22 protein-coding genes are annotated in these 26933 nt (G+C 38.9%); 8 read left to right on the forward strand and 14 right to left on the reverse strand.

The window, feature by feature from the left end:
* Window positions 1-8: 8 nt before the first annotated feature.
* Genes ccoO through WAX86_RS15615 form a run of 3 tightly spaced genes read right to left on the reverse strand, consistent with a single transcriptional unit; the run spans window position 9 to window position 2381 of the window.
* Window positions 9-608 carry a cytochrome-c oxidase, cbb3-type subunit II gene (gene ccoO / locus WAX86_RS15605; protein ID WP_065171399.1) on the reverse strand — a complete coding sequence of 200 codons (600 nt, stop codon included), beginning with the start codon at window positions 606-608 and terminating at the stop codon, window positions 9-11.
* Window position 609: 1 nt separating this feature from the next.
* Window positions 610-2022, reverse strand: a complete 1413-nt coding sequence (gene ccoN / locus WAX86_RS15610; RefSeq protein ID WP_065171400.1) for a cytochrome-c oxidase, cbb3-type subunit I — start codon at window positions 2020-2022, stop codon at window positions 610-612.
* 35 nt (window positions 2023-2057) lie between these two features.
* Window positions 2058-2381: a c-type cytochrome gene (locus tag WAX86_RS15615; protein WP_341489636.1), complete on the reverse strand. Its 324-nt coding sequence runs from the start codon at window positions 2379-2381 to the stop codon at window positions 2058-2060.
* 282 nt (window positions 2382-2663) lie between these two features.
* Between WAX86_RS15615 and WAX86_RS15620 the strand changes: the two genes are divergently transcribed.
* Window positions 2664-4352 carry a chitinase gene (locus WAX86_RS15620; protein ID WP_341489637.1) on the forward strand — a complete coding sequence of 563 codons (1689 nt, stop codon included), beginning with the start codon at window positions 2664-2666 and terminating at the stop codon, window positions 4350-4352.
* An 80-nt stretch (window positions 4353-4432) separates the two neighbouring features.
* Here the strand turns inward: WAX86_RS15620 and WAX86_RS15625 are convergent, their stop codons facing one another.
* On the reverse strand, window positions 4433-6031 hold the full coding sequence (locus tag WAX86_RS15625; RefSeq protein ID WP_115060490.1) for a sensor domain-containing diguanylate cyclase: 1599 nt from the start codon (window positions 6029-6031) through the stop codon (window positions 4433-4435).
* Window positions 6032-6278: 247 nt separating this feature from the next.
* Between WAX86_RS15625 and WAX86_RS15630 the strand changes: the two genes are divergently transcribed.
* On the forward strand, window positions 6279-7682 hold the full coding sequence (locus WAX86_RS15630; RefSeq protein ID WP_115060492.1) for a glycoside hydrolase family 1 protein: 1404 nt from the start codon (window positions 6279-6281) through the stop codon (window positions 7680-7682).
* An 85-nt stretch (window positions 7683-7767) separates the two neighbouring features.
* Here WAX86_RS15630 and WAX86_RS15635 read toward each other — a convergent pair whose 3' ends face one another.
* The 3 genes from WAX86_RS15635 to WAX86_RS15645 all read right to left on the reverse strand — a co-directional run bounded on the left by WAX86_RS15635 (window position 7768) and on the right by WAX86_RS15645 (window position 9825).
* The gene (locus WAX86_RS15635) at window positions 7768-9078 is read right to left on the reverse strand and encodes a DASH family cryptochrome (RefSeq protein WP_341489638.1); all 1311 of its coding nucleotides are present in this window, start codon (window positions 9076-9078) and stop codon (window positions 7768-7770) included.
* A 70-nt stretch (window positions 9079-9148) separates the two neighbouring features.
* Window positions 9149-9478, reverse strand: coding sequence for a hypothetical protein (locus tag WAX86_RS15640; protein ID WP_138243057.1), 330 nt, complete (start codon window positions 9476-9478; stop codon window positions 9149-9151).
* Window positions 9479-9507: 29 nt separating this feature from the next.
* Entirely contained in the window at window positions 9508-9825 is a 318-nt protein-coding gene (locus WAX86_RS15645; protein ID WP_068968664.1) for a hypothetical protein, read from the reverse strand.
* A 287-nt stretch (window positions 9826-10112) separates the two neighbouring features.
* Here WAX86_RS15645 and WAX86_RS15650 point away from each other — a divergent pair, with 287 nt between their 5' ends.
* On the forward strand, window positions 10113-12092 hold the full coding sequence (locus WAX86_RS15650; protein WP_106340588.1) for an alkyl/aryl-sulfatase: 1980 nt from the start codon (window positions 10113-10115) through the stop codon (window positions 12090-12092).
* 145 nt (window positions 12093-12237) lie between these two features.
* Here the strand turns inward: WAX86_RS15650 and WAX86_RS15655 are convergent, their stop codons facing one another.
* The 3 genes from WAX86_RS15655 to WAX86_RS15665 all read right to left on the reverse strand — a co-directional run bounded on the left by WAX86_RS15655 (window position 12238) and on the right by WAX86_RS15665 (window position 16306).
* Window positions 12238-13143, reverse strand: a complete 906-nt coding sequence (locus WAX86_RS15655) for a LysR family transcriptional regulator (RefSeq protein ID WP_081282965.1) — start codon at window positions 13141-13143, stop codon at window positions 12238-12240.
* 107 nt (window positions 13144-13250) lie between these two features.
* Window positions 13251-15206, reverse strand: a complete 1956-nt coding sequence (locus WAX86_RS15660) for an alkyl/aryl-sulfatase (protein ID WP_272469336.1) — start codon at window positions 15204-15206, stop codon at window positions 13251-13253.
* Between the two features lie 119 nt (window positions 15207-15325).
* Entirely contained in the window at window positions 15326-16306 is a 981-nt protein-coding gene (locus tag WAX86_RS15665; protein ID WP_168443811.1) for an ElyC/SanA/YdcF family protein, read from the reverse strand.
* A 283-nt stretch (window positions 16307-16589) separates the two neighbouring features.
* On the opposite strand from WAX86_RS15665, the gene WAX86_RS15670 reads away from it, so the two are divergent.
* Window positions 16590-17510: an SPFH domain-containing protein gene (locus WAX86_RS15670; RefSeq protein WP_065171410.1), complete on the forward strand. Its 921-nt coding sequence runs from the start codon at window positions 16590-16592 to the stop codon at window positions 17508-17510.
* A gap of 2 nt (window positions 17511-17512) precedes the next feature.
* The gene (locus WAX86_RS15675; protein ID WP_115425978.1) at window positions 17513-17962 is read left to right on the forward strand and encodes an NfeD family protein; all 450 of its coding nucleotides are present in this window, start codon (window positions 17513-17515) and stop codon (window positions 17960-17962) included.
* A gap of 93 nt (window positions 17963-18055) precedes the next feature.
* Here the strand turns inward: WAX86_RS15675 and ltaE are convergent, their stop codons facing one another.
* On the reverse strand, window positions 18056-19060 hold the full coding sequence (gene ltaE, locus WAX86_RS15680; RefSeq protein ID WP_341489639.1) for a low-specificity L-threonine aldolase: 1005 nt from the start codon (window positions 19058-19060) through the stop codon (window positions 18056-18058).
* A 125-nt stretch (window positions 19061-19185) separates the two neighbouring features.
* On the opposite strand from ltaE, the gene WAX86_RS15685 reads away from it, so the two are divergent.
* Window positions 19186-19557, forward strand: a complete 372-nt coding sequence (locus WAX86_RS15685) for an MmcQ/YjbR family DNA-binding protein (protein WP_138243026.1) — start codon at window positions 19186-19188, stop codon at window positions 19555-19557.
* A gap of 38 nt (window positions 19558-19595) precedes the next feature.
* On the opposite strand, the gene WAX86_RS15690 is transcribed toward WAX86_RS15685, so the two are convergent.
* Both WAX86_RS15690 and WAX86_RS15695 read right to left on the reverse strand, forming a co-directional pair.
* Entirely contained in the window at window positions 19596-19862 is a 267-nt protein-coding gene (locus WAX86_RS15690; protein ID WP_036765517.1) for a hypothetical protein, read from the reverse strand.
* Between the two features lie 262 nt (window positions 19863-20124).
* Window positions 20125-20463 (reverse strand): cytosolic protein, encoded by a 339-nt coding sequence (locus WAX86_RS15695; RefSeq protein WP_341489640.1) that lies wholly within the window; start codon window positions 20461-20463, stop codon window positions 20125-20127.
* A 482-nt stretch (window positions 20464-20945) separates the two neighbouring features.
* Between WAX86_RS15695 and WAX86_RS15700 the strand changes: the two genes are divergently transcribed.
* The gene (locus WAX86_RS15700; protein ID WP_341489641.1) at window positions 20946-22034 is read left to right on the forward strand and encodes a DUF4297 domain-containing protein; all 1089 of its coding nucleotides are present in this window, start codon (window positions 20946-20948) and stop codon (window positions 22032-22034) included.
* On the forward strand, window positions 22031-23680 hold the full coding sequence (locus tag WAX86_RS15705; protein WP_341489642.1) for an AAA family ATPase: 1650 nt from the start codon (window positions 22031-22033) through the stop codon (window positions 23678-23680). The genes WAX86_RS15700 and WAX86_RS15705 overlap by 4 nt, the downstream gene beginning before the upstream one ends.
* Before the next feature lie 293 nt (window positions 23681-23973).
* Here WAX86_RS15705 and gcvP read toward each other — a convergent pair whose 3' ends face one another.
* Window positions 23974-26847 carry an aminomethyl-transferring glycine dehydrogenase gene (gene gcvP, locus WAX86_RS15710; protein ID WP_341489643.1) on the reverse strand — a complete coding sequence of 958 codons (2874 nt, stop codon included), beginning with the start codon at window positions 26845-26847 and terminating at the stop codon, window positions 23974-23976.
* Window positions 26848-26933: the final 86 nt, after the last annotated feature.

Consider the following 26933-nt stretch of genomic DNA (forward strand, 5'->3'; position numbering starts at 1 on the left):
GTTACTCCTTACTCAACACCGAGACTTTGTAGGTAGGCAATTAATGCTTCAGCATGAGTTTTACCTTTAATTGCAAGACGAGCTTGAGATATTTCATTCTCAGAGTAAGGAACTCCTAGTGTTTGCAGTGCATGCAGCTTGGCCTCAATGTCATCTCCCGAGAGTGTTTTATGAAATAGCCAAGGATAAGCGGGCATAATAGAACTAGGCACAACATGGCGTGGATTTTTCAAGTGAATAGCATGCCATTGATCGGAGTACTTACGGCCTAAATTAGTAAGATCAGGGCCTGTGCGTTTTGAACCCCATAAATTAGGATGTTCGTAAATATCATCACTTTCTTTGCTGTATTTACCGTAACGCATTACCTCAGCAGGTAGGGGGCGAACCATCATAGTATGGCAGGTATGACAGCCTTCACTAATATAAATATCGCGACCTGCAACTTGGAGGGCGGTTAAAGGTTTAGCTGTAGATTCTGCTTTTAGTTGTTCGGTATTAAAAAAGAAAGGCACTACCCATACTAGAAGAGAAAAGCTGGCGACAAGTACAGTTGATAGAATAAGAATGATAACCGATTGAGTAAAGTCTGCGTTTAACTTTGCCATGTTAAGCCTCCTGACTATCATAGACAGGGCGAGATTTAGGGCCTGTTAATGTGCGATAGAGGTTATAGACCATTAATAGCAGGCCGAAAACAAAGAGTGCACCGCCAATAAATCTCATCAGCAGCCAAGGCTTACTAAAATTCATCACCTCAACAAAACTGTAACTTAGTGCTCCATTCGGTTCTTGTTTAAGCCACATGTAACCTTCGCCAATTCCTGCAATCCAAAGAGCAATGGCATAAAGTGCGATACCGAGGTGAGCCAACCAAAAATGCCATTTAACCAACCGATTAGACCAGATGTAATCACGCTGCCAAAGGCGCGGAATAAAATAGTAAAAAACCGCAATGGCAGACATTCCCACCCAACCTAATGCACCGGAATGGACGTGACCAATAACCCAGTCGGTATTATGAGCAATCATATTAAACCAGCGGATTGCTAATAATGGGCCCTCAAAGGTAGCAAGACAATAATAAGCTATAGCAGAAAAGAAGAACCACATAATGTAATCATGCTTTAGCTTTTCTTTATTCGATAGTAGAGTCATAAAACTATTAAAAGCGCCGCCCCAAGAGGGTAGCCACAAGATGAGGGACATGATAATACCGACGTTTTGCACCCAATCTGGTACCGAGGAATAAATAAGATGGTGGGTTCCTGCCCAAGTATAAAATCCGACTAATCCCCAAAAATGCACAACAGATAAGCGGTATGAGTAAATCGGACGCTCAGAGACTTTGGGAATAAAATAGTAGTTCATGCCGATGACTCCTGCGGTTAATAGAAAACCGACCGCATTATGTCCCCACCACCATTGTACGATGGCATCTTGCGCACCAGCATAGACAGAGTATGACTTCCACATAGAAACTGGAAGCTCGAGGTTGTTGACGACAAAGATCATGGCAATAACAATAATAAACGCACCAAAAAACCAGTTAGCGACAAAAATATGAGGTTCTTGGCGGCGCGCGATGGTCATGAAAAATAAAATAGCGTACATGACCCAGACTACAGCAATGAGGATATCGATAGGCCATTCTAGCTCTGCATATTCTTTTGAGGTGGTAAAGCCTAGAGGAAGCGTGATAAGCGCTAAGACTAAGATTAACTGCCAGCCCCAAAAGACAAACCATGATAGGCTGTGATTAAACAGCGGGACTCGACAGGTTTTTTGCACAATATAGAGTGATGTCGCCATTAACAAATTAACGGTAAAACCAAAAATAACGCCATTAGTATGAAGTGGACGTAAACGACCAAATTGAATGTATTCAGAGTTAAAATTTAAGGCTGGCCAATAGAGTTGTGCCGCAAGAAGCACGCCAATTAACATGGCAATGACTCCCCATGCGAGGCTGCTGATAATAAAATATCGAACAACTTTTGTATCATAGTGAGTCGTATCCATCTTCCCTCCTAAAGAATAAAGATTGTGCGATGGCGCTATTTGGCGTAGTGAAAGTAGTATGAGATATCCAGCATATCTTGCTCACTAAGGGCATCCGCTTGGGCATACATTAAAATAGCAAGGCCTCCCGTTCGTTGTTTTTCTTGATAGGCTTTAAGTGCCGCCACCATATATTGAATTTTTTGATTTTTAAGATTGGGGTAGGTATCAATAGTTGAAATGCCGTCTGCTCCATGACAGGTCATACAGACCGCTGCTTTTTGCTGACCAACAGTAAATTGGCTTTGGTCTATATCTGCAATAACAACATTTGAGAAGAAAAAGCATAATGGAATGAAGATGGATAGATAAAATCTCATATTGACTCCTGTCTTAGGTCAACGCATTCGGCAAAATATTGTTAACGACTTATTTAAATTTAGAACAATATGGTGGGTTTTCTATTGTTGTGAAATGATAAATAAAAAAGGTTATGCATAAGATAGAACATTTCGATGTGGGATTTTCATGCAAGCTTGTAATGATTATGTTACTAAATATTGAGATTGATCCAGAATAACAAATGGCAAAATTGTGCTTGTGGTATTTCAGCTCTATAAATTTACTCAAATAAAAAAGTACTCCTAATACAAGGAAACATTATGAGTAAATTAAGACCAATAGCATGTGTGATCTCTAGTGCATTAATCTTAGGTTCCCTATCAACTCAAGCTTTGACAATAGAGCCAGATCCTGAAAATCCTGGTGGGTATATTATTCCAAAATCAGATATACAGGCGGCAGAAGAGAGTAAAACAGCCGACCCAATGTACGCCGTTTGGGCGAAGGCACTACAGACGACTTCTAATAATGTGGTTGAGGCGATTCTGCCAGGGCTCGATTCGAATCCAGATAACGTAAAAAGAGCTGAACGTGTTTTCCCTGAGTATGAGTGGGACTTTTTAACTGGGATGGCGGCTCCTGAATATACTTATACTCGATTCTTACGTGCAATTGGTAAATTCCCTGCATTTTGTGGCGAGTACACTGATGGACGAGATTCAGATGCTATTTGTAAAAAATCTCTTATGACTGCTTTTGCTCATTTTGCTCAGGAAACAGGGGGGCATATCGATAAAGATAATGCGTGGGATAATCCTCTTGGTCTTGAAGAGTGGCAACAAGCCCTTGTCCATGTCCGTGAAATGGGTTGGTCTGAAGGCCAAGAAGGTTACACGACGGGATGTGGTCAAAATGATTGGCAAAATAAACGTTGGCCTTGTGAGAAGGGACAAGGCTACTTTGGACGTGGCGCAAAACAACTTTCTTATCATTTTAATTATGGCGCATTTTCTGAAGTGATGTTTGATGGTGATGCGACTGTCTTACTGAAAAATCCTGCTTTAGTTGCTGATTCTTGGTTAAATTTAGCCTCAGCAATTTGGTTCTTTTTAACCCCTCAAGCTCCAAAACCGGCCATGCTTCATGTTATTGATCGCACATGGGTACCGTCTGAACGCGAGTTAGATGCAGGTATAGGTTACGGTTTTGGTACTACCATTAATGTGATAAATGGCGGTATTGAGTGTGGTGAACAGAATAAAGACAAAGGACAACCTGTTAACCGTATTCGCTATTGGGAAGGTTTATCATCTCATTATCAAATTCCAATTGAATCAGATGAAAAAAATACCTGCTGGCAGCAAACACCTTATGGCAGCATCAATTTAAATGGCGCTAAAGATGTGCTTTATACTAACTGGGAAGCGAGTTGGAAATATCACTCAGATCGCCCAGGCGGTGTCTCTTTTGAGTGTGAGCTAGTCGGTTATCAAACAGCATATTCTGCACTTACACCAGGTGATTATGAGAAGTGTGTGACAAACTTTTATGGTTCTCATGCAAATTGGCCAGCAGTTCGCATAGTAGATGAAATTGATGGCGGTGATGGGAATGGTGGTGGAACAACCGATCCAACTGATCCTCCGGTTTCAACTGTACCTGCATGGGAGGCTAGTAAAGTTTACGTCGGTGGTAATGAAGTTAGCCATAATGGCAAATTGTATCAAGCCAAATGGTGGACCCAAGGCGATAGACCTGATGCTGGTGGCCCATGGAAATACATAAAAGATATTTCGGGTGACGATACTGGCCCAACAGATCCTGAACCACCAGTAGTTGTGCCTCCGACAGATCCATCTGAACCACCAACAACTACGCTACCGACTTGGGATTCATCAAGTGTGTACGTTGGCGGCGATAAAGTTTCTTATAATGGAAAAAATTATCAAGCTAAGTGGTGGAGTCAGGGAAATCAGCCAGATAAAGGTGATCCGTGGCAAGTGATTTAATTTGAAATCAGTAACTCATTTCAAATAAGTAATCAAAAAAGCCACACAACCAAATTGAAATGTGGCTTTCTTTTTACGAGTTAATGCGTAATTGAAATACGATTTCGACCGTGCTGTTTGCTTTTATACATTTGAAGATCTGATTGATAAATCAAAGCTTCAGCTTCTTGGTCGGAATGTACTACCGCCCCAATACTCAAGGTGCAGTAAATTTTAGCTCCTTGATATATTAAAGGTGAGTGTTCAACGGCAGAGCGCACTCTATTTAATACTTCATAAATTTTTGTTGTGTCAGTTTCTGGCATCAATATAGCAAATTCATCACCACCTAGGCGGTAAAATTGCTCATGTTTTTGGAGTAAGCCTTGCACGAGTTGTGTGACATGTATTAATGCTTCATCACCAGCAATATGACCATATGTATCATTGATAGACTTAAATTTATCAATATCAAAACCGACTAAAGTAAATTGTTTACTCTCTATCCATAAGGGGAGTGTTAATCGAAAAGCACGACGGTTTAATAGTCGGGTTAAGCTATCATGATTGACTAAAAACTCCAGCTCTTTGGTTCGTTCGGTTAATGCGTATTGTAGTCGTTGGTTTTGACTAAGTTGCTGATAAGTCACTAAGCTTGCAAGTAACGCAATAACCAATCCCACAATGAAAATCGCCCCTAAGATCCAATATTCATTTATATCGAAATCAGTATTTTGTTTAAAATGCATCAACCAGGAACGGTTTGGATAACTGATTTGGGTTGTGATTTCTACACCATCAGTATGGTTCCAATTAGAACTTTGATAGAGCACAGGGGAATCATTGGCTCCATATCCAGTATCAATGATTTGGATCGCACTATGATGATTTTCTATTGCTTGAGTAATCAATGTCTTTAAATAAATCGTAACATCAACGACTCCTATCACAACTGCCGTCATTTCGTTGTGTTGAAATACAGGATAGTAAATTAGCATTCCTCTTTTAGGTGAGGATAATCTGATTTTATCTGGAATTACTTGTTCTAGGTTATCTTTTCCCTTTAACGGGGCTTTAAGATGGGTAATAAATGAGTGTTTATCTTGTAATAATCTAACACGGTCAGAAATATTGGCTTTTCGTGAATGAGATATATTATTCAATATTAGGCGGGTTCTATCCCCTACAGAATAAAAACCAATAACAGATAGATTTTCTTTGTTAACTGGATAAACTTTGGTTGTAATAAAGAGAGTTTGATCTTTTTTCACATCATTAAATGAAAGTACTCGACCATTATCCAAAGTATATGGTGTGATAGGTTTACCTAAGAATTGATGGTCTTGAGTAAACTGATTAATGTGTGATGAAGAGACTCTTTGTTGTAATTGAAGAGCCATCAACCCTTTAGAATTATGAATAATAGGCTGAGCGAATAACTCAAAGTTGTGCCAATTAGCATTAGAACTCGCTTCAAGAAAGTTAGCCATAGACCCCATAAACTGTAAATCGTTTTCAATTTGGTTTTGTAATAAATAAGTTTGATGGGTAACTAAATTTTTAAAATTATTTATATGGTTTTGTTGGTATACCGTATGAAAAATGTATCCAACTAATGCTGTAGCAAAAAGAATGCATAAGCACACAAAACTAGGAATGAGTGTCTTTTTATTCGATTTAATGGTGTAGCGTAAAGCCATGTAAGAGATCTTAAATATTATTTGAATTGTAATAGTACAAAAATAATTGAAGTTTTAAAAATTAATTAAAATTTATAACTTAGACGAATCCGATATAGTGGGTTACGAATGACACTAAATTAAAAATCGTTGTTCGATAAATATTTTGTAACTCGTTGTAAATGTGAGATGTTTGTCATAGTCTCGGGTGAAAATTATGTAATGATCAAGGCTGTATATTTTATTTTGTTAGAAGAGTAAATTGGTGATGACGACACAAACTTTAGGTTTTCCTCCTCATTTTTTATGGGGTGGAGCTATCGCTGCAAACCAAGTAGAAGGAGCTTATAACCAAGATGGTAAGGGGCTTTCGACTTCGGATATGCTACCAAAAGGGATATTAAGTCCTCATCAACCTCGTTCAGAGCGAACTTCTGGCATTAAAGATATCGCTATTGATTTTTATCATCGTTATCCTGAAGACATTAGCCTTTTTAAGGAAATGGGTTTTACTACACTGCGATTATCGATTGCATGGACACGAATCTTTCCTAATGGTGATGAGTTAGAGCCAAATGAGTTAGGATTAGCGTACTATGACCGTATTTTCGATGAGTTAGCTAAACACGATATTCAACCATTTGTTACGTTGTCGCACTATGAAATGCCAATGTATTTGACCGAGCAATATGGGGGATGGGCTGATCGTCGTTTAATTGATTTTTTTGAACGTTACGCTCGAACCGTTTTTGAACGCTATAAAAATAAAGTTAAACTTTGGCTGACATTTAATGAGATTAATATGTCATTACATGCACCATTTACGGGTGTGGGATTAGCCGAAGATTCGACAGAACAACAAATCTACCAAGCCATTCATCATCAACTATTAGCCAATGCCAAAGCAGTTAATCTGTGCCATCAAATTATTCCCAATGCCAAAATTGGTAATATGCTACTTGGTGCTATGAACTATCCATTAACATGTACCCCTGATGATGTAATTGCTGCAATGCACGAAAATAATAAGTGGCTATTTTTTGGTGATGTTCAGGTTCGCGGTCGTTACCCTGGCTATATGTTGCGATATTTTCGTGAAAATGACATCCAACTTGAGATAGAAGAGGGTGATCTTGAGCTGTTAGCGAACGCCAGTGTCGATTTTGTTTCCTTTAGTTATTACGCGAGTGGTTGTGCAAGCGCAGATCCTAAGCAGAAAGAGACAGGTAATATTGTTGCTAGTGTCCCTAATCCCTACCTTGAAAAAAGTGAATGGGGTTGGTTAATCGATCCAAAAGGACTGCGTTATTTGCTTAATTTCTTATGGGATCGCTATCAAAAACCACTCTTTATTGTTGAGAATGGGCTAGGTGCTCATGATCAAATGACAAGCGATGGTGAAATCCTTGATGATTATCGTATTCAGTATTTAAACGATCACTTAGTTCAAGCACGAGAAGCCGTTGCTGATGGTGTGGATTTAATGGGCTTTACCTGTTGGGGGCCGATCGATTTAGTTGCAAACTCAACGGCTGAAATGAGTAAACGATATGGGTTTATTTATGTCGACCGTCATAATGATGGCTCAGGTAGTCTAACTCGAATTCGTAAGAAGAGTTTCTATTGGTATCAGCAAGTTATCGCCACTCACGGTCAATCTCTAACAGTCTAAAGTTGTAAGACTTAAAGAGGTAAAAAAGCAGGTTTGGTTATTCCTTACCTGCTTTGTTAATTGACTTACTTCAGCATGATTACGATTAATAAATTGGCCAGTCTGCCGCATCTACTGAATCTATCTTGCCATCGTGATTATTTCCATCCCATTTGGTTATAAATTGACCTTGAGGATCGAACAATTCCGTCTGCTTATCTAAGTTAAAATGACGATTTCCTCTTGGGTCTGCCCCAACGCCTGCAAGATATTGCCAATTGCCCCAATTACTCGCGATATCATAATCAATAAGGTGTTGTTCAAAAAAGGCTGCACCATAGCGCCAGTCCAGTTCTAATTCATTAACCAAGCAGCTAGCTACAATCTGTCTTCCTCGGTTCGACATATATCCAGTAGTAATTAACTGACGCATTAAAGCGTTAACAAGTGGGTATGGTGTATTACTTTCACACCAGCGTTTGAAACGTTCTGGATAAAAACTGGTGTGGGGCGATGATGATTTAATCCCTTTAAATTGGAATATTTTCTGTTGATGATGATGGGCATACCATTGAAAATATTCACGCCACAATAGTTCGAATTTTATCCATTGACTGGACGGTGTTTCCTCAACCTGATGATGGTATTGGTTTAACTCATAAATTACCCGTTTGGCTGATAAGCAACCTTGCGCCAACCATGGTGAAAATTTTGTTGAATAATCCCAACCATCCAGTTCATTTCGAGTTTCTTTATAACGACTTGCTTTATCAGATTTAAAATATGCCGTGAGATGTGATATTGCGGTAGCTTCTCCACCGATAAAATCTGAAGGTTTAGGATGACTAATGAAACTGTCTAAGATTGAAATGTGAGCAATTTTATTTGGTGATGGTGGTAGATTGGATATATAGGATGTTAGCGGTGTTAATTCGATATGTTCAACTTGCCGACGAAATTGAGAAAATGTTGATGGTAATTTATTAAGGTCGAACGGCAATTGTTCCTTGTGAAGTAAGGTGTGGGTCGGCCACTGCTTAAATTCAATATACGGATAGCGCTGGTTTAATGTTTGCCATGTTTGATTTTCATAATATCCAACTTGTTCGCTACTGATGATGGTATGAATATCATATTGGCTGATCAACTGAGGTAAAATATGAAGAGGGTGTTCAAGAAAAACCAGTAACTCTTGTTCTAGGTCTTGCAACTGCTGATGAAGTTGATGCAAGGATTGAAGCAGAAACTGTAATCGCAGTGCACCATAATTGTGAATGTGATAAGGATAACGGTTAGCCTGATGATAAGGTAAACAGTAAACGAGTAGTAGCCGATCACATTGTGTCGTGGCGTTTAATAGCGCTAAATTATCGTGTAAGCGTAGATCGTTTTGAAATAAATACAGTCCTGTCTTCATCTGCACTCTCCTCTGACTATCTTTAACTATATACCCAAGCCAGATTAAGAGGCAGAATTCAGTAAAACAATTAAAACAACGCCATTTGTGGCTGATGGTGTGGCTTTATATTAGTGGGATCTTCTACCCCTTGATAGTACTGGACCCAAGCTTGATTACTACGAGGGAACTCGACTTTGAGCGCCTTTTTACACGCTTTTTTTATCTCATTTTTTACTGCTGTTATTGTTTGATTTTGATAGCCAAATTGAACGAGAGTAAATTCCTGATCGCTACTTCTGTGCAGAATAAAACCTCGATCTTTTTTGTATGTTTTTACTTCAATGGCTTCTTGTATCGCCATATTTTTTAGTTGATATTCAATCTTATGGATCACTTGACCCATTGGAATTAGCGCCATAAAAATACTCCTTGAGTTTTATTCACCGACTAAACCAATTCGGTCTTTCCTAGTAATTGGCAGAACTGATTTTTTATGATGGTCTCACTAATAAAAAAAACAGTAATTGTTTCTTTATCTAAAGTATATGCAACACGACAAGTTAATGATTTATCACAAATAATCTTATATTCGTAAATTTTTAATCCAAGATGTTTAAATTGTTTAACCATCTTAATTTTGGGGCTATTTTCTTCTATTAGCCGGGTGAGACGGTGAGCGACATCTTGATAAATGATGGCTTGATAATCGGGATGTTGATGAAAAAACTTACGCAAATGACGATTATCTTCGAAGACATAATTCATAACTTATAAACTCTAATCTTTCTCTTTTTTCTCACTATAAGAGGTTGAAAGCGTTTAGAACATCGCACAATTTTTAAGGAGGGGTTAAGTTTGATTGAACAAATCGTTGTGAGGCTATTTTCGCTATTAAAGCGGTTAAGTTTTCTCACAATCGTATCAGATATTAATATTATAAATATCTGATACTAGGTCTACGCTAATGATTGAATATCATCAATTTCTTAATATGGTTTCAACGCGATAAGGCGATCACACCTTACTCACATTTGACTCTTTAAGAGGTTGCTATGAAATTACGTCTCCTACCGTTATCACTTGTTATTATAAGCTCAGTATCTTATGCCGGAACCACAAGCTATACCGTTACAGCCGACAGCAAACCTGCATCATCATTTACTATCGAAAAAAATAATGAGTTAAAACAATACCTAAATTTCGATAATAAAGAGGATTTTACAGCAGCCAGTAAAGGCTTTATTGCTACCTGGCCAGATAAAACAATTAAAGATAAAAATGGCAATGTAGTGTGGGATTTTGCCAAGTTTGAATTTGTTAATTCTGATCAGGTTTTAGATACCGTTAACCCATCACTGCGTAGAATGGCAGAGCTGAATAATATCCATGGGTTGTTTAAAGTCACTGATGGTATGTACCAAGTTAGAGGTTTTGATCTCTCTGTAATGACTTTTGTTCGGGGTGAGCATGGCTGGATAGTTATTGATCCTCTAATTTCTGAGGAAACTGCCGCTGCGGGTCTTAAGTTATTAACAGAGCATGTGGAAGATTTACCTGTTACCGCGATTATATTTACTCACTCCCATATCGACCATTTTGGTGGTGTATGGGGAGTTACAACGAAAGAGGCGGTAGACCAAGGTAAGGTTGAAATAGTAGCTCCCGAAGGTTTTTTTGAACACTCAGTATCAGAAAATGTATTAGCAGGTAACACCATGAGTCGTCGTGCAAGCTTCATGTATGGCAATATGGTTGAAGCTGGTCCTCAAGGTAAAGTTGATGGGGGATTAGGTAAAACAACCTCAACAGGTAAGCCAGGTATTGTTGAAGAAAATCTGGAAGTAGTTAAAACAGGTGAAACTCATAATATAGACGGGGTTGAAATTGAGTTTCAGATGGCAAATGGTTCAGAAGCGCCTGCTGAATTTATTTTCTATTTTCCGCAAAAACGGGTGTTAATGGCATCTGAAGTAATGACCCATACCATACATAATATTTCAACCTTGAGAGGTGCTCGAACTCGTGATGCTAACGCATGGGCCGGTTATATCGATGAAACTCTCGATCTGTTTGCTAAAAAATCTGACATTATGATTGCCTCTCACCATTGGCCAACATGGGGGACGAGTAATATTGTCAATCAGCTAGAAAAGACGCGTGATATGTACAAATATGTGCACGATCAGACGTTACGTTTGGCAAATCAAGGCTATACCCCAAATGAAATCTCCGCATCCATCACGCTGCCAGATTCTTTAGGTAAAGAGTGGTACAACCGAGGCTATTACGGCACGGTGTCACATAATGCTCGTGCAACGTACGACTTTTATTTTGGTGCATGGTGGGATGGAAATCCTGCGAACCTAAACCCATTACCGCCAGAGCAGCAGGCTGCAAAGTATGTTGAAGCCATTGGTGGTGATGAAAAAGTGATTGAGATTGCTAAGAAAGCGATCAGTAAAGGTGAATACCGTTGGGCTGTGACATTACTTAACAATGTGACGTTCTCAAATCCAGATAACAGTACGGCACGTTATTTGGAAGCAGATGCAATGGAACAGTTAGGCTATCAAGCAGAGTCAGGTCCTTGGCGTAACTATTATCTTGTTGGTGCAAAAGAACTCCGTCATGGTTTCCAACCAGCTCCAACGCCAGATACCACGGCTATCGCATCCAATATGCCAGTATATTCTGCTTTAGAATCTTTAGCTGTTCGAGTGAAACCTGAACAGGCGAAAGGGCTGGATATGGCGATTAATTTAAAGGTAGTAGGAGATAAAGAAGCGGATGGCGAATATGCTCTGTTACTGTCTAACTCGGTACTAAAAACATACAAAGGTCGCCAGTTAGATAATCCAACAATGACGATTGAGTTTTCTCGCGATACATTTGTTGATTTGGTCACACATCAGTTGGATTTAAAAACAGCCATAAAGAAAGGGCAGTTCAAAGTATCAGATCCAAAAGGCTTTACTCAGTTTATGCAAATCTTTGATACTTTTGACCCTAAATTTGGTGTCGTAACGCCATAAGTTAAGTTTCAAATATAAAGACACAGTGTTTGAGTTTATTTAGAACATAAAAGACAAAATCAGATCCAAAGCTGCTATTTGATTTTACTGTCCTTGTGGTCACAACGGTACTGGGTAATAACAGTACCGTTTTTTTATCTCGTTTTTATCTAAAAATGTCTGTAATAAGTTGTCTTAGCCATATATTGGCAGGGTTTGTCTCCATCTTTTTGAGCCATATCAGATGAGAATCAAATGATTTAGTTTCGAAAGGAAATGAGATCATACGAAGTTTAAATATATCTTTGTATTGTACCGCAATTGATTCTGGTACAACGGCTACAGCGTCACTGTAAGTAAGGGCTGATAACATACTGAGTAATGAGTTGTGCTCACTGTAGATTTTCCGCGGTGGTAATACATCACTAACTAGCCAATCAATAAAAAGTAGGTTAAAGCGGCGCATGTTCATAATTGCATGACGTTCAAGTAAATATTGTTCTTTAGTTACTTGGTCTTTGGTGAGCCTTGGATGCTGTTGGCTAACAACACAACATAGATGATCTTGTTGAACAACTTGTGACTGAAATTGTGAACTGTTTGGCGCTGCAATATCAATGACCAAGTCTACTTTCTCGAGCCTTAAATCTTCATAAATGAGTTCTTCATTAGGTGGCAGTTCTTGTAACACAACACTGATATTTGTGTCATGAATAGCGGTATCTAGCCGTTGTCTCAACGAATGGAAAATGGCTTCATTGCAATAAACATAAAAGGTTCGATATGACTCGACAGGATCAAATTTATGTAAGCCTTGTAAGACCGTTTCCAAAGTGAGGTATGAAGGTTCAATTTGTTGAAATAGTTCTTGAGCAAATCGAGTCGCTTTAATTCCACGCCCGGTTCGAGTAAAAAGCTCATTCCCCAAGTTATCCTTTAATCGGTTGAGGGCATTACTCACCGCTGACTGTGTTAAGTCGAGTTGCTCTGCTGTTTTGGTGACGGATTGAGTCTGATAAGCAGAAATAAATACCCTTAATAAATTGAGGTCGACCTTTTTTGATAACGGCATATCGGCAATCCATAGCAAATGATTGTTTGATTCTAACAAAATAAAGCCCAATGCAAATGAGAACATTGGGCTTGATAGTTAGAGTTGTTAAATATGTGATATGACGATTAAGGTGTCACTACATTGAACCAGAAATTGAAGGTATCCAGCATACCGACAAAATCTTCTAGTACCGCTTTATCTCCAGTTAGTTTAACGTCGCCGTTTTTAATGGCTTGTTCAATAGTTATTTCACCTAACTGGATTTTATCTAGCGTTGCTTTGGTTAATGAAAGTGAGACATTGGGTTCTTTATTAATTTTGTTGCTGTAGTTTAATACCGAATTTTCTACATAAAGCGTGTACTCTTCTTTTAGGTCAGTAAAGTCAACGTTAATAATAAAGTTTTTACCTGCCGCTTTTTCTGGGTTTAGCCTTATTGCTAGGTAATCAAAGTACATCTCAGGAGGCATATTTTTAATAATATCTGGTGTTGCTGTTTGAGTTCCACCTGATGTAGGAACACCATTACGTAACTCATAAGCTCCTTGTAGATATACCGAGCGCCATGGACCAGACTCAGCTTGATAGCCTAACTGTTCGTATGTATCAGCCAGTAGAGCTTTTGCTTTTGCATTATCAGGTGAGGCGAAAACAGCTTGTTTAAGAACCTCTGCTACCCAGCGATAATTGCCTTTATCAAAATCTTTTTGCGCCTTATCGATTACTGCTTGTTCACCACCCATGTACTCAACGTACTTTTTAGCAGCATCGACTGGAGGTAGATTATTAAGATCTGACGGGTTACCTGTATACCAGCCCATATAGCGTTGATAAACAGCACGACTGTTATGGCGTAATGTGCCGTAATAACCTCGAGTACTCCAGTTATTTTCTAATTCAGAAGGAAGAGTGATCATTTCTGATATCTCAGAGCCAACATACCCCTGATTCATCAAACGAACGGATTGGTCATGGATATATTTGTAGATATCACGCTGTTTTTTAAGATAGTCAACAATACGTTTCTCACCCCACATTGGCCAGTGATGGCTTTGAAACTTAACTTCAACTTCATTGCCCCATAATTCAATGGTTTCGTTTAGATAGGTTGCCCATTTTAAAGCATCGCGTACTTGTGCGCCTCGAAGCGTTAAAATGTTGTGCATGGTATTGGTACTATTCTCTGCCATCCATAATGCTTTTTTCTCAGGGAACCAAGTATTAATTTCAGTTGGGGCTTCTGTACCTGGTGTAAATTGGAATACCATTTTGACGCCATCAATGGTTCTTACTTCACCGGTTTCTTTAATAAGATCTGTTGGCTTAATGAGAGTGGCCATTCCGGTTGATGTGGTTTGCCCTAAACCACCATTAACACCACCAGATGCATTTCTTGGTAACAAGGCGCCATACATATATATTGCTCTGCGCCCCATGGCATTACCAGCGATGACATTTTCAGAAACTGCATGTTCAGTAAAACCATCTGATGCAATAACAACGACTTTACCGTCTTCAACATCTTTATCAGTGACTAATCCTTTGACGCCACCGAAATGATCAATGTGACTATGACTGTAAATGATCGCAACAACCGGTCTTTCCCCGAGCTCTTTATTGATAAAATCGAGAGCCGCTTTTGCTGTTTCTTGGGAAATTAGAGGGTCAAATACGATCCAACCTGTTTTACCTTCAATAAAAGTAATATTAGATAGATCATAGCCTCGGATTTGGTAGATACCATCAGTGACTTTAAATAGGCCATTAATCATATTAAGTTGAGCATTACGCCACAGGCTTGGGTTTACAGTATCTGGAGCCGCTTTATCTAACCCAATGTATTTTTTGTACTCTTCTAGATCCCAGACGACATTGCCTTTCGCATCTTTAATCGTTAATGGCTCTTCTTTGGCGATAAAACCTTTTTGGGCATCTTCAAAATCTTGTTTATTTGAAAATGGAAGGCTGTCTTGAACTTGTTGATTTGCCGCTTTTGTGGCCTCGCTGGCAGGCTTCGATTCTTGAGCATAACTGTTAAATACAGTCATTATTCCTAATAGGGCGATGAGGGTATACCGCATTGTATTTCATCCTTGTTGAGTCTGGTTTCATATAAAAATTAGACAGTAGGTTGAAATAATGCGAATTTTTTTCTCAAGTTTATAACAGCCCCAACAAAAGGAGCTGTTATAAATAGGTTTTAGACTGAAATCATTTCAGGTGGACAATAAAATGCTGGAAGGTCTAAGCAGCGTAGGGCATCTATATAGCAATTACGTTTAGTCTCTTCGTCAATCATGTTATTGGCAAGTAAGCCATCCTTTACCGCAACATGTTGCCATTCGATAGCGGAATTTTCCTGCTTATTATTCGATAGTGAAAAAGCAAGCAAAGCTCGATGAACATGAATTGAGTTACTGATTATTGTTGCTGACTCGATAGCATACTGATGAAGAAGAGGTATGGTATATTGTGCATTTTCTATTGTATTACGAGACTGTTCTTCTAACACAATATCAGAATGATCAATACCGCGTTCTTGTAACCATTGCTTCATAGCTTGCGCTTCACTCATACCGTTTTGCGCTCGCCCTCCGGTAAGAAAGATCAGACTATTGGTTATTTTCTTTTTTAATTTAATTGCAATTTTTAGTCTATCTTTTGCAAAGTCGGACAAGGTCCCATCAGGATTTAGCTGGTGGCCTAAAACAATAATTGCGTGATTATTTAAATTACTATTTGGTAGGTTGTATTGGATGGGAAGAGACAGGCAGTGGTGTAAGGTATGTATCAATAAATCAAAATGCTGTGATCGCTTTGGAGCATATTTATGAAGCAGTTGACTGTAATATTCACTTTCAAATAATTCATCTTTATAGTGATGCCATGTTGCCAAATAAAAGCACGCAATATTCATTATTTTTGCATTATGAGCAACTTTAGGTAAGTTACTAAGGGGTTGCCAAATCGAAAAGGCTGCTAAGTATCTTCCTTGAAAAGTATAAAGATTTCCGAGGGTTAAAGCGGCGTAGTGATCATTGGGATATTGTTCAAGATGTTGTTTTAAATAAAGAATGGCGGCATCTATATTATTTGTTAATTGACCATTCACTTGATAATCAGTCCGATTTGAACTCTTGAAGGCTGTAAAGGCGTTTTCTAATGCTAAGGTTCTTTCCATGAATATGACACACATTAATACTTCAGTAGATTTAGAATACAAGTTTAATTAATGAAAGCAACGAAATATTCGTACTTCTTTACTATTCCTGAGATCTAAATATAGGTTAAGAAAAAATCTGTCATAACCATAAATTAATCGACTTATATTTGTAAGCTAAGATAAATACAACATAGTTTTCTGTTGACTTTGAGATCAAAGACATAATTGCAAAAAAACTTCTGCTTATGAATCTTTTTCTGATGTATTGTATTCCAATTAGTAATGAATAAGGAGAAAAGGAATGCCATACGATTCATTAATAACAATAGCGGTACTCGTTGTTGTCGTTATCGTGTTAATTGGTTCGGCTGTTAAAACAGTAACTCAAGGACACCAGTGGACGGTAGAGCGTTTTGGTCGTTATACAAAAACACTAAGACCTGGTCTTAATATTATTGTTCCTTTTGTTGATAAAATTGGCAGAAAGGTCAATATGATGGAACAAGTTCTTGATATTCCAGCCCAAGAAGTGATCAGCCGAGATAATGCGAATGTCACTATTGATGCGGTTTGTTTTATTCAAGTGTTTGATGCTGCAAAAGCCGCGTATGAAGTTAGTGATCTTGAGTCTGCTATTCGCAATCTTACCTTAACTAATATTCGTACCGTGTTAGGTTCAATGGAACTTGATGAAATGTTGTCTCAGCGCGATACAATCAATGGACGTTTATTAACGATTGTCGATCAAGCGACAAATCCATGGGGTATTAAGGTAACTCGTATTGAGATTCGTGATGTTCAGCCACCAGCAGATCTGACCGCGGCGATGAATGCTCAAATGAAAGCAGAACGTAATAAGCGTGCAGAAATTTTAGAAGCTGAAGGTGTGCGTCAAGCTCAGATTTTACGAGCTGAAGGTCAAAAGCAATCTGAGATCTTAAAAGCCGAGGGTGAAAAGCAGGCTGCTATACTTCAGGCAGAGGCTCGTGAAAGAGCGGCAGAAGCGGAAGCAAAAGCAACCAGTATGGTATCTGAAGCTATTGCTAAAGGTGATGTGAATGCCGTGAATTACTTTGTTGCACAAGGTTATACCGAAGCTCTGAAAACCATAGGTAAATCAGAAAACAATAAAGTGATTATGATGCCACTTGAAACTACGGGGCTAATGGGATCTGTTGCTGGTATTGCAGAACTTCTGTCGAGTAAAGATAAAGGTAAATAATGATGATTGACCTGCTTAGCCAAATGAATCCATGGCATTGGCTGGTATTTGGACTGGTTTTATTATTGTTGGAACTACTAGGGACTGCAGGGTATCTGTTGTGGCTTGGAATCTCAGCCATAGTTGTGAGCGTTCTTACCTTTCTGTTACCTATCTCTTGGTCGCTACAGTGGGTGAGTTTTGCTGTTATTTCGTTATTTACAACTTGGCTGTGGTGGCGTTATCAGCATAAGCAGGATAAAAAAGACGACAAGCTACGCACATTAAATCAACGCAATGAACAACTTATTGGTCAAACTACAATACTACAAGAAGCTCTCGTTAGTGGTAGTGGACGTGTAAATTTGGGTGACACAACTTGGGCTGTTCGTTGTAATGAAGATCTACCCGCAGGCACCCAAATAGTTGTTATTGATGTTGAAGGTATTATTTTGGTTGTGAAAGCTTGTTAGATAGACAATCAAAATGAGTAATAGAAATACGTAGACAATAAGGCCCCTAAGTTCGATGAGCTTAAGGGCCTTTATTCGTTGTTCAAAGTAAAATTATAGAACAGACTTTAGTTGAGTAATCAGTGTCGTAATATTATCGCGGCTAATATCTTTGTGAGTCACAAATCGAATAGGGTTACTAGGTGAAACTAAAATGCCACTCTCTTTTAGCTGGTTAGCGATAAGCGAAATATCAATATTTTCATCAAGTTTAGCAAAGACAATATTGGTTTGAACAAGCTCTGGTTTGACGTGGAAACCTGATAACTGTGATAGCTCTTGAGCCAGATATTTTGCGTTATCATGATCGACCGAAAGTTGCTTAACTTGTTCTGTTAACGCCAGTTTACCCGCCGCAGCTAAAATACCCGCCTGACGCATGCCACCGCCTAGCATTTTTCTTATACGACGAGCTTTTGCAATGAATTCTTTACTGCCGAGTAAAAGTGATCCGACAGGTGCCGACAGACCCTTAGATAAGCAAATGGTCATAGAATCAAAGTATTGAGCAATTTCTTTTACAGGAACATCAAGAGCGACAGCGGCATTCAATACTCTAGCGCCATCAAGGTGTAACTGTAAGTTGTGTTGCTGAGTAAATTCTCTAGCCTGGGCCAAATAAGCTAAAGGTAGCACTTTGCCATTAATGGTATTTTCTAACGAGAGGAGTTTAGTTCGAGCAAAATGGAAATCATCAGGTTTGATGGCTGCGGCGAGTTTATCGAAAGGTAAAGTACCGTCTGGATTATTTTCAATAGGCTGGGGTTGGATAGAACCTAAAACCGCAGCACCGCCTGCTTCATATCGATAGTTGTGAGCCTGTTGACCACAAAGGTATTCATCTCCACGGTCGCAATGAGACATAATGCCAAGTAAGTTCGCTTGGGTTCCTGATGTAGTAAATAATGCTGCTTCAAACCCTGCTAAATTAGCGGCAAATGCTTCTAATTCATTAACTGTTGGGTCATCGCCATATACATCATCACCAACAGGGGCTGAGAACATTGCTTCACGCATAGCAGGGGTAGGTTGTGTTACGGTATCGGAACGAAAATCCATGGTAAAATTCCTTGCGAAATGGCTCAATTTTCTTAGATTATCTTGGTTACAATCGAACAACAAGAATCTAACTTAGTTCATATTAGTAAATTGTTGCTTTTGATTTATTTGATGTTGGTGAATTTATGACATTTGATGAGTTTAATCGTTTTTGTCGTGAGCTAACGGCAACGACTTATGTTGTGCAGTGGAATCAGTCTCATGTCTGGAAGGTTGGTGGAAAAGTTTTTGCTATTGGTAGCACCACAAAAAACGGATCGCCTGGGTTTAGCTTTAAAGCTTCAGAGCGAAACTTTGCTTTTCTGTGTCATGTGGATGGCTATCAACCTGCGCCTTATTTTGCTAGCCGAGGTATGAAGTGGATTCAGCAGATTGAGACCTCTGGTACTTTGGACGATGATCTAAAATACTATTTAACAGAATCGTATCGCTTAGTTTTTGCAGGTTTGAGCAAGCGAGTTCAAGCTGAAATCGCCCACTCAGCAGAAAACCAGTGAAGAGAGAATACCTAAGTTATCTTTCGTTCTTGGGTATCTCATTTTTTGGTAAAGATTTTTGCTACGCTAGAACTGATCACACCAAATTTCAATTCAATTAGGCACAATACTGGGATGATTATCGCAATAATAAGGTTGTTATAATTCCCTAACCCCCACAAGTCTTTAGTGACTGCGCCGTAAAGAATATAAATACAACTACTTAACGCAACATATGCCACTGCAAAGTTCCAAACCCCCTTTAATGCCATAAAAAAGGTATTAGGTTGATGTGTTGGTAACTTCGTCGAGTGATTAATAACCATGATTTGCTCCTTAGGCTATAACCGATAGTTAAATGTTATACCTATAAGGATTGAAGTTTGTGACGTTGATCGATAAACGGGAAGGGAAATGTATAACTATCTGTGAGTTGACTCGTTGAAATATAAAAAGCGAACCTTATATGAGTGGCTCGCTTTAATCATGTCCTTTGTGGCCGATGAGAGGCTTTAACTGCTTAATTCGGTTTCTGCAATTTACTTAATAGTTCGTCAAACGTTAATAGGGTAAAGCCACAGATATGTTTTAGCCTATTTGGGTAATAAAGGTTTGCTCATCATCCACAAAAGCGACAAATCCACCATGGTAGATAAATACTCGACCACGCCCCTCAACTAGGCAGGCAAGCTGTGGGGTCAAGTCTTTTGCGTTATTTGGGCTTTGAAATGTGCCTGTATCGGTGATTACGCCACTGAGTGTCGGTAAATATCCATAAGTTCGCTTAGCTTGATCAATCAGGCTCAATTCGCTGGCAATAGAGAAGCAAGAGGGGATCGAGCCAGCATCTTCAATAAATAACGTTTTCAGTTCTTCAAAAGCTGTAATCACCAGCCAGTCGATGTCGTTTACATGATGGATAAACATAGATTTTCTCGGTAATTCTGATGGGAGGATTCTATCACTATCAAGGGCTGTGTGTAGTCGAGATTTAGTTGATAGGGGGGGATTTTAGGTTCTTTGGGGGCGAACTAGGTTTTTCACCGATACGAGTTAGCTTATCTGCTAACTCGCTTTTGCCCCAAAATGTGTTTCGACCGATTCAACACATACATCACCATAGCTTAATTTGACTTATTTTTTATAATCTAACTACGTGACCAAATTCAGTGAGCCACTACCGTTAGCTCAAGCCAAAAATTGAGAAACACCATATAAATATCACCCAAGCTGACAGCTTTATATCCATCTACGCAAGATAAACCTCGAATATATCAAAATTAGTTATAAAAACAGTGCCTTAATAACTTTGAAGTGTACTTTTGTGACAGATATAGTGCTATTATACGCCCCAAATTGTATACCTGTTTGATTGCGTATAGTCGATGTAGTGAAGCGTAAGGGAGTTTATGGGTTTAGCTGAAGCTTTGATCAGTATTCCACAGTCTGAAAGAGGCGGTGAAATTGCACAAAGAGGTTTTGATTACCAAACCTGTTGGGCACTGTCACAGATGTTGGAATACGAACTAGATGGAAAAGACTATGTGTTTATTTTTGAATATCATGATGACGTACTCATTTTAGATTGTGAAGATAACCCTCAAAATTTGACCTTTGCTCAAGTTAAGACCAGAGAGTCAAATTGGACTGTTCATAATTTACAAAAGAGCACAGAGAAAAAACCAATATCAATCATTGGTAAACTGTTCTTACATCAGAAAAATTTTTCAACCTATGCACCCAAGTTACTGTTTGTAACTAATGCTTCGTTCAACTTCTATGCTAAAGCAGGAGGAAAGACCTGTTTTGATATAAACAGCATAGGAAGTGCAGACCAAGAGAAGTTCAAACAAGCAATCAAAGAACAAGTTGGGTTAGAGGATGAACATATTGATTTATCCACTTTAAAGTTTGTTCAGTCTTCCCTCAGCCTAGATGATCATATGATACATCTAAAAGGAAAACTATGTGATTTCCTCGGAAAAAAATATGGTGAAAGCACTACATTGAATGCTAACGCATTAGCAACCTTACTTGAGTCTGAGTGTAGACAAAAATCGAAATACAAATCGGCAGATATTGCCAACTTTATGGATTTGGTCTCCCGAAAAGGTTTTTCATCAAAAGCATTTAATGATGTAATTGAATCAATTAATACTACTAACAACATGAAGCCTGACTGGGAAATGGCAGAGCCTGTTTTTAGGGATTTGAGCAAAAGCGCACTGCAACTTATACAGCTAAAGGCATCGTTTTCACAAGTCTGTATCGATCTGAATAAGAACAGAAAAACACCATCAAGTGTATATTTAGAGCATGCAATCAGTCTTTATAATCAAATCGAAATAGATAAAGACCTAAAATTGTATATTACTAAAACAATTATCAATATTGATGCGAACTGTCCGGATTATACAATGACACTAAAGTCAGGGAAGAAAGAATGTATCGTTGTCTATTCAATAATACAACAGTTGTTAGAGGGAGGTGAGAAATGAAAAGCATCTACTTCAAAAGTGTTCATATATTATCTCTTCGCGATAAGAAAGGGTTCTATTTTGAGTTCTCTCCAAGTGTGAATATTATATCCGGTGAAAATGATACAGGTAAATCTAGCTTCATCAAGAGCTTATATCATACTCTGGGAGCTGATATTCGCCTTGATAAGAAATGGAAAAGCGATAACTTTATATCAAAAGTAATCATTCATGTTAAAAATCGTGATTATGCCTTTATTCGCCATAACAAGCGTATTTCTATCTTTGATCTTACAGAAGGACAAAGGCACATAGTTACGTCTAACTCGCGTTCAGATATAGCTGAGATTGTACGTGATATTTTTGACTTCAACTTAGAATTGGTTGTAAAGAAAACAGCTATACAAGCGCAAGCTCAACCAGCTAGCCTCTACTTGCCTTTCTATATTGACCAAGACAACGGTTGGGGAAAAGTTTTAGACTCATTTAGTAATCTAGCTATGTATACCGATTGGCAGAAGAATATACTTCACTTTCATGCAGGAGTTAAGCCGAAAGAATATTACAAATTACAAGGTGAGATGAATTTAATTAACCTTGATCTTGATGAGATACTCGCAACGCTAAAAGCACTAGAAGCAGCAAAAAAACGATTTGAAGCTTCATTCGGCAGAGTATTGTTTGATGTAGATATTGAATACTATGAAGTGTTACTGGAACGCTTTCTAAGTAAATGCCAGAACCTTCACCAGGAAGAAACTGAATACAGAATAAAGCTGATAGAGTTACTTTCTCATCGGGACGAGATTGTATTTGAGATAGAGGAATGCAAGCGACAGCTTGAAGATAATGATGTTGACTCACTTTCTTCATCGGCAGGGCTAGATGCCAAATATACCGTTCTTGCAAATAGGGAAAAGTTACTGCAAATCATACCTGAATTATATGAAAATAAATCAGTTTATGATGAAAAGATTGTCAATATCAAAGAGGAACTTAGAAATGCTCAGAAACTAAGTTCTGAACTAAAGGCAATGCTGCAGGAAGTTAAAGAAGAATTGACGTTACAAGACATCATTAAATCTCAGGCTAGCAAACAAGTTGAGTTTACATTCGATGAGCAGATAAAAGAACTGCATGAAAAAATGGGTAAACTCAATGCAACTAAGAACACTCTTACCGAGAATATATCTGAATTTACTGATAAAAAGCGCACTCAAGAAATTAATGATATGTTCAAAGAGTATTTGAAATATGCTCAAACAGAATTAGGAATTCAAGACCCTGTATTGGGGACGATTCTTCAGTACGGAAATATTACAAAAAGTGAAACAGGAAGCCGTGGACCTAGAGCAATTCTAGCGTATCACTACGCTCTTCTAAAAACGATGGAAGAGAAATCAACGATACCTATGCTCCCAGTTGTAATTGATTCACCAAAACAACAAGACCCAGACAAGAACACAACTAAAAAGCTATTTGATTTGTGCATTGATGGTTTATCTGATAAAAATCAGTTGATTATCGGCTCTGTCTCCGTTGAGCGAGACACTGATGAATTCCAAACATTGACAATGACCGACAAGTACAGTTTATTGAAGTCAAACTTGTATGATGAAGTTTATGAACAGATAATGCCGCTATATCAGCAAGTTGCATTTTCATAATAACTTACCCTCCACTTCCATTGAGTAGTGGGGGTGTTTTATATCGGTTTATTAATACTTTTCACTGCTTGTCCTGCAACTTGATCGCAGTTGTGATATCTAAAGTAATCCAAAGCTTTAGAGTACTGTGGACGTTGTAACTCGGAATTGTCCATATATAAGTTATCCAGCTAACTCATATGTGATCACCAAGCGACTTATCATTTCCAATCCAAGAAAAAAGCGAACCCCAAAAGTTCGCTTTTAAATTATTAAAGAGTAATCAACTTAACTAGCTATTTTTGCTAATAAAATCACTCTTCGTAACTCTCCATAGCCGGGCAAGAACAAATCAAATTTCTATCCCCAAACACATTATCAACACGATTTACTGTTGGCCAATACTTACTGTAGCGGCTGTGCTTGGCAGGGAAGCAAGCCAATTCACGACTGTATGGATGAGTCCATTGCTCTGCCATCAGATCAAACTGAGTATGTGGGGCATTGACCAATGGATTATCTTGTAAAGGCCATGTACCGTTTTCCACTTGCTCTATTTCATGGCGGATAGCAATCATCGCATCACAGAAACGATCCAACTCTGCTAGATCTTCAGATTCTGTTGGCTCAACCATCAACGTACCAGCCACAGGGAAAGACATGGTTGGAGCATGGAAACCATAATCCATCAGACGTTTAGCAATATCTTCTTCGCTGATACCAGATGACTCTTTAATCGGACGAATATCAATAATACACTCATGGGCAATATGTCCTTGTTTACCTTGATATAAAATCGAGTAATAAGGGCTGAGTTTCGCCTTCACATAATTTGCATTTAATATCGCAAGTTTAGTGGCTTCTGTCAGTCCTGCTTCACCCATCATCGCAATGTAAGCATAAGAAATAGGTAATATTGATGCCGAACCTAATGGTGCGCCTGAGACCGCATATTGAGGATCATTGTGAGACGATGCCGTAATAATATGCCCAGGAACAAAAGGAGCGAGATGAGATTTAACACCTATTGGCCCCATACCTGGACCACCGCCACCATGAGGAATACAGAAGGTTTTATGAAGGTTTAGGTGCGAGACATCTGAGCCAATGTACCCTGGTGACGTTAAGCCAACCTGTGCATTCATATTTGCGCCATCAAGATAAACTTGACCGCCAGCTTGGTGAACCAGTTCACATACCTCACGGACACCTTCTTCATAAACACCATGCGTTGATGGGTAGGTGATCATAATGCAGGACAGATTATCGCGGTGTTGTTCAATTTTATCTTTAAGATCAACAATATCTATGTTGCCTAAATGGTCACACTTAACAACCACAACTTTCATTGAAACCATGGCAGCAGAGGCAGGGTTTGTGCCATGGGCTGAGCTTGGGATCAAACAAACATTACGATGCCCATCACTATTGGCTTCATGGTAGCGTTGAATTGCAACAAGACCTGCATATTCACCTTGAGCGCCAGAGTTTGGTTGTAAAGAAAAAGCATCATAACCTGTAATTTCACACAACATGGCCGCTAAAGATTGAGTCAACTCTTGATAGCCTTGGCTTTGCTCTTGTGGCGCAAAAGGGTGTAATTGACCAAACTCAGGCCAAGTAATCGGGATCATCTCCGTTGCTGCATTGAGTTTCATCGTACAGCTGCCTAATGGGATCATTCCGTGTGTGAGCGAATAGTCTTTATTCTCAAGATGCTTCATATAACGCATCATTTGAGTTTCACTATGATAAGAATTAAACACAGGATGAGTCAGGTAAGTAGAATGACGTAAACAACTTGGAGGAATTGCAGAAAATTCGTTTTGTTCTACTTGCTCACTGTAAAAAGACAGTTGAGTAGTATTGCCATCAAAAAGCTGCAATAACTGTTCAACATCATTTAAAGTTGTGGTCTCATCAAGACTGATAGCAAGGGTTTCTGAATCCACTAAGCGCAGATTAAGCCCTTGTTGTTGTGCTTTTTGATAGATAACTTCAGTATGATTAAGAGTGTGAACGGTTAGGGTATCGAAGAAGTAATAGTTTTTACGCTCAAAACCAACATCACGAATTCCAGCGGCTAAAATTGCCGTAAAGTGATGAACTCGACGAGCAATATTTTTCAGACCTTCAGGGCCGTGATACATCGCGTAGAAAGCAGCCATATTGGCAAGTAAAGCTTGGGCAGTACAAATGTTAGAGGTCGCTTTTTCACGGCGGATATGCTGCTCACGAGTTTGCATTGCCATACGTAGCGCTTGGTTACCTTGACTGTCTTTTGATACGCCGATAACTCGCCCAGGCATAGTGCGCTTGTGTTTATCTTGAGTTGCCATAAAGCCCGCATGAGGTCCTCCAAATCCCATTGGAACACCAAAACGTTGCGCACTACCAACAACTACATCAGCCCCCATTTCTCCCGGTGGCGTTAATAGCGTTAATGCTAATAGATCAGAGGCAACAGCAACTAAAGTCTTCTTCGCATGAGCATTAGCTATAATGGCAGTTAAATCGTGGATCTCACCACTAGAACCTGGGTATTGCAGCAGCGCTCCGAACACCTCACTGTCATCAAGTTGTTCAAGGTTACCCGTTATCACTTCAATACCGACAAATTTAGCTCGGGTTCGAATCACATCAAGCGTTTGTGGATGCACTTCAGTGGAAACAAAAAACGCAGAGCTCTTATTTTTGCTCGCACGCTTACACAACATCATCGCTTCAGCAGCGGCTGTGGATTCATCAAGTAAAGAGGCATTGGCCAGATCCATCCCAGTTAAATCCATGACCATTTGCTGATAGTTAAGTAAGGATTCTAATCGACCTTGAGATATTTCTGGCTGATAGGGGGTATAAGCGGTATACCATCCTGGATTTTCGAGGATATTGCGTAAAATAACACTTGGGGTATAAGTGTTGTAGTAACCTTGGCCGATATAGCTTTTGTTAATAATATTCTTTTGTGCGATATGTTTTAACTGTTGCAGCAACATTTCTTCATTTATCGCTTTAGGCAACTGCAACGGTTGCGGAAGTCGAATATTGGCTGGAACCGTTTGATCGATCAGCTGATCTAAATTATCAACGCCAATGGCTGCTAACATCGTTTGTTGTTGTTCTAAGGTTGGGCCATTGTGACGATTTACAAAGGTATTATGATCAGTGAAGGTGGTGAGCAGAGACATAAACTTTCTTCCTATGATAGATAATCAAAGATCGATAAGAAACACGAAACCCAACCATGTGAGATTGCTTGGGTATACGCCACTGG

It is taken from the genome of Photobacterium damselae subsp. damselae, assembly GCF_038086725.1.
GTDB lineage: Bacteria > Pseudomonadota > Gammaproteobacteria > Enterobacterales > Vibrionaceae > Photobacterium > Photobacterium damselae.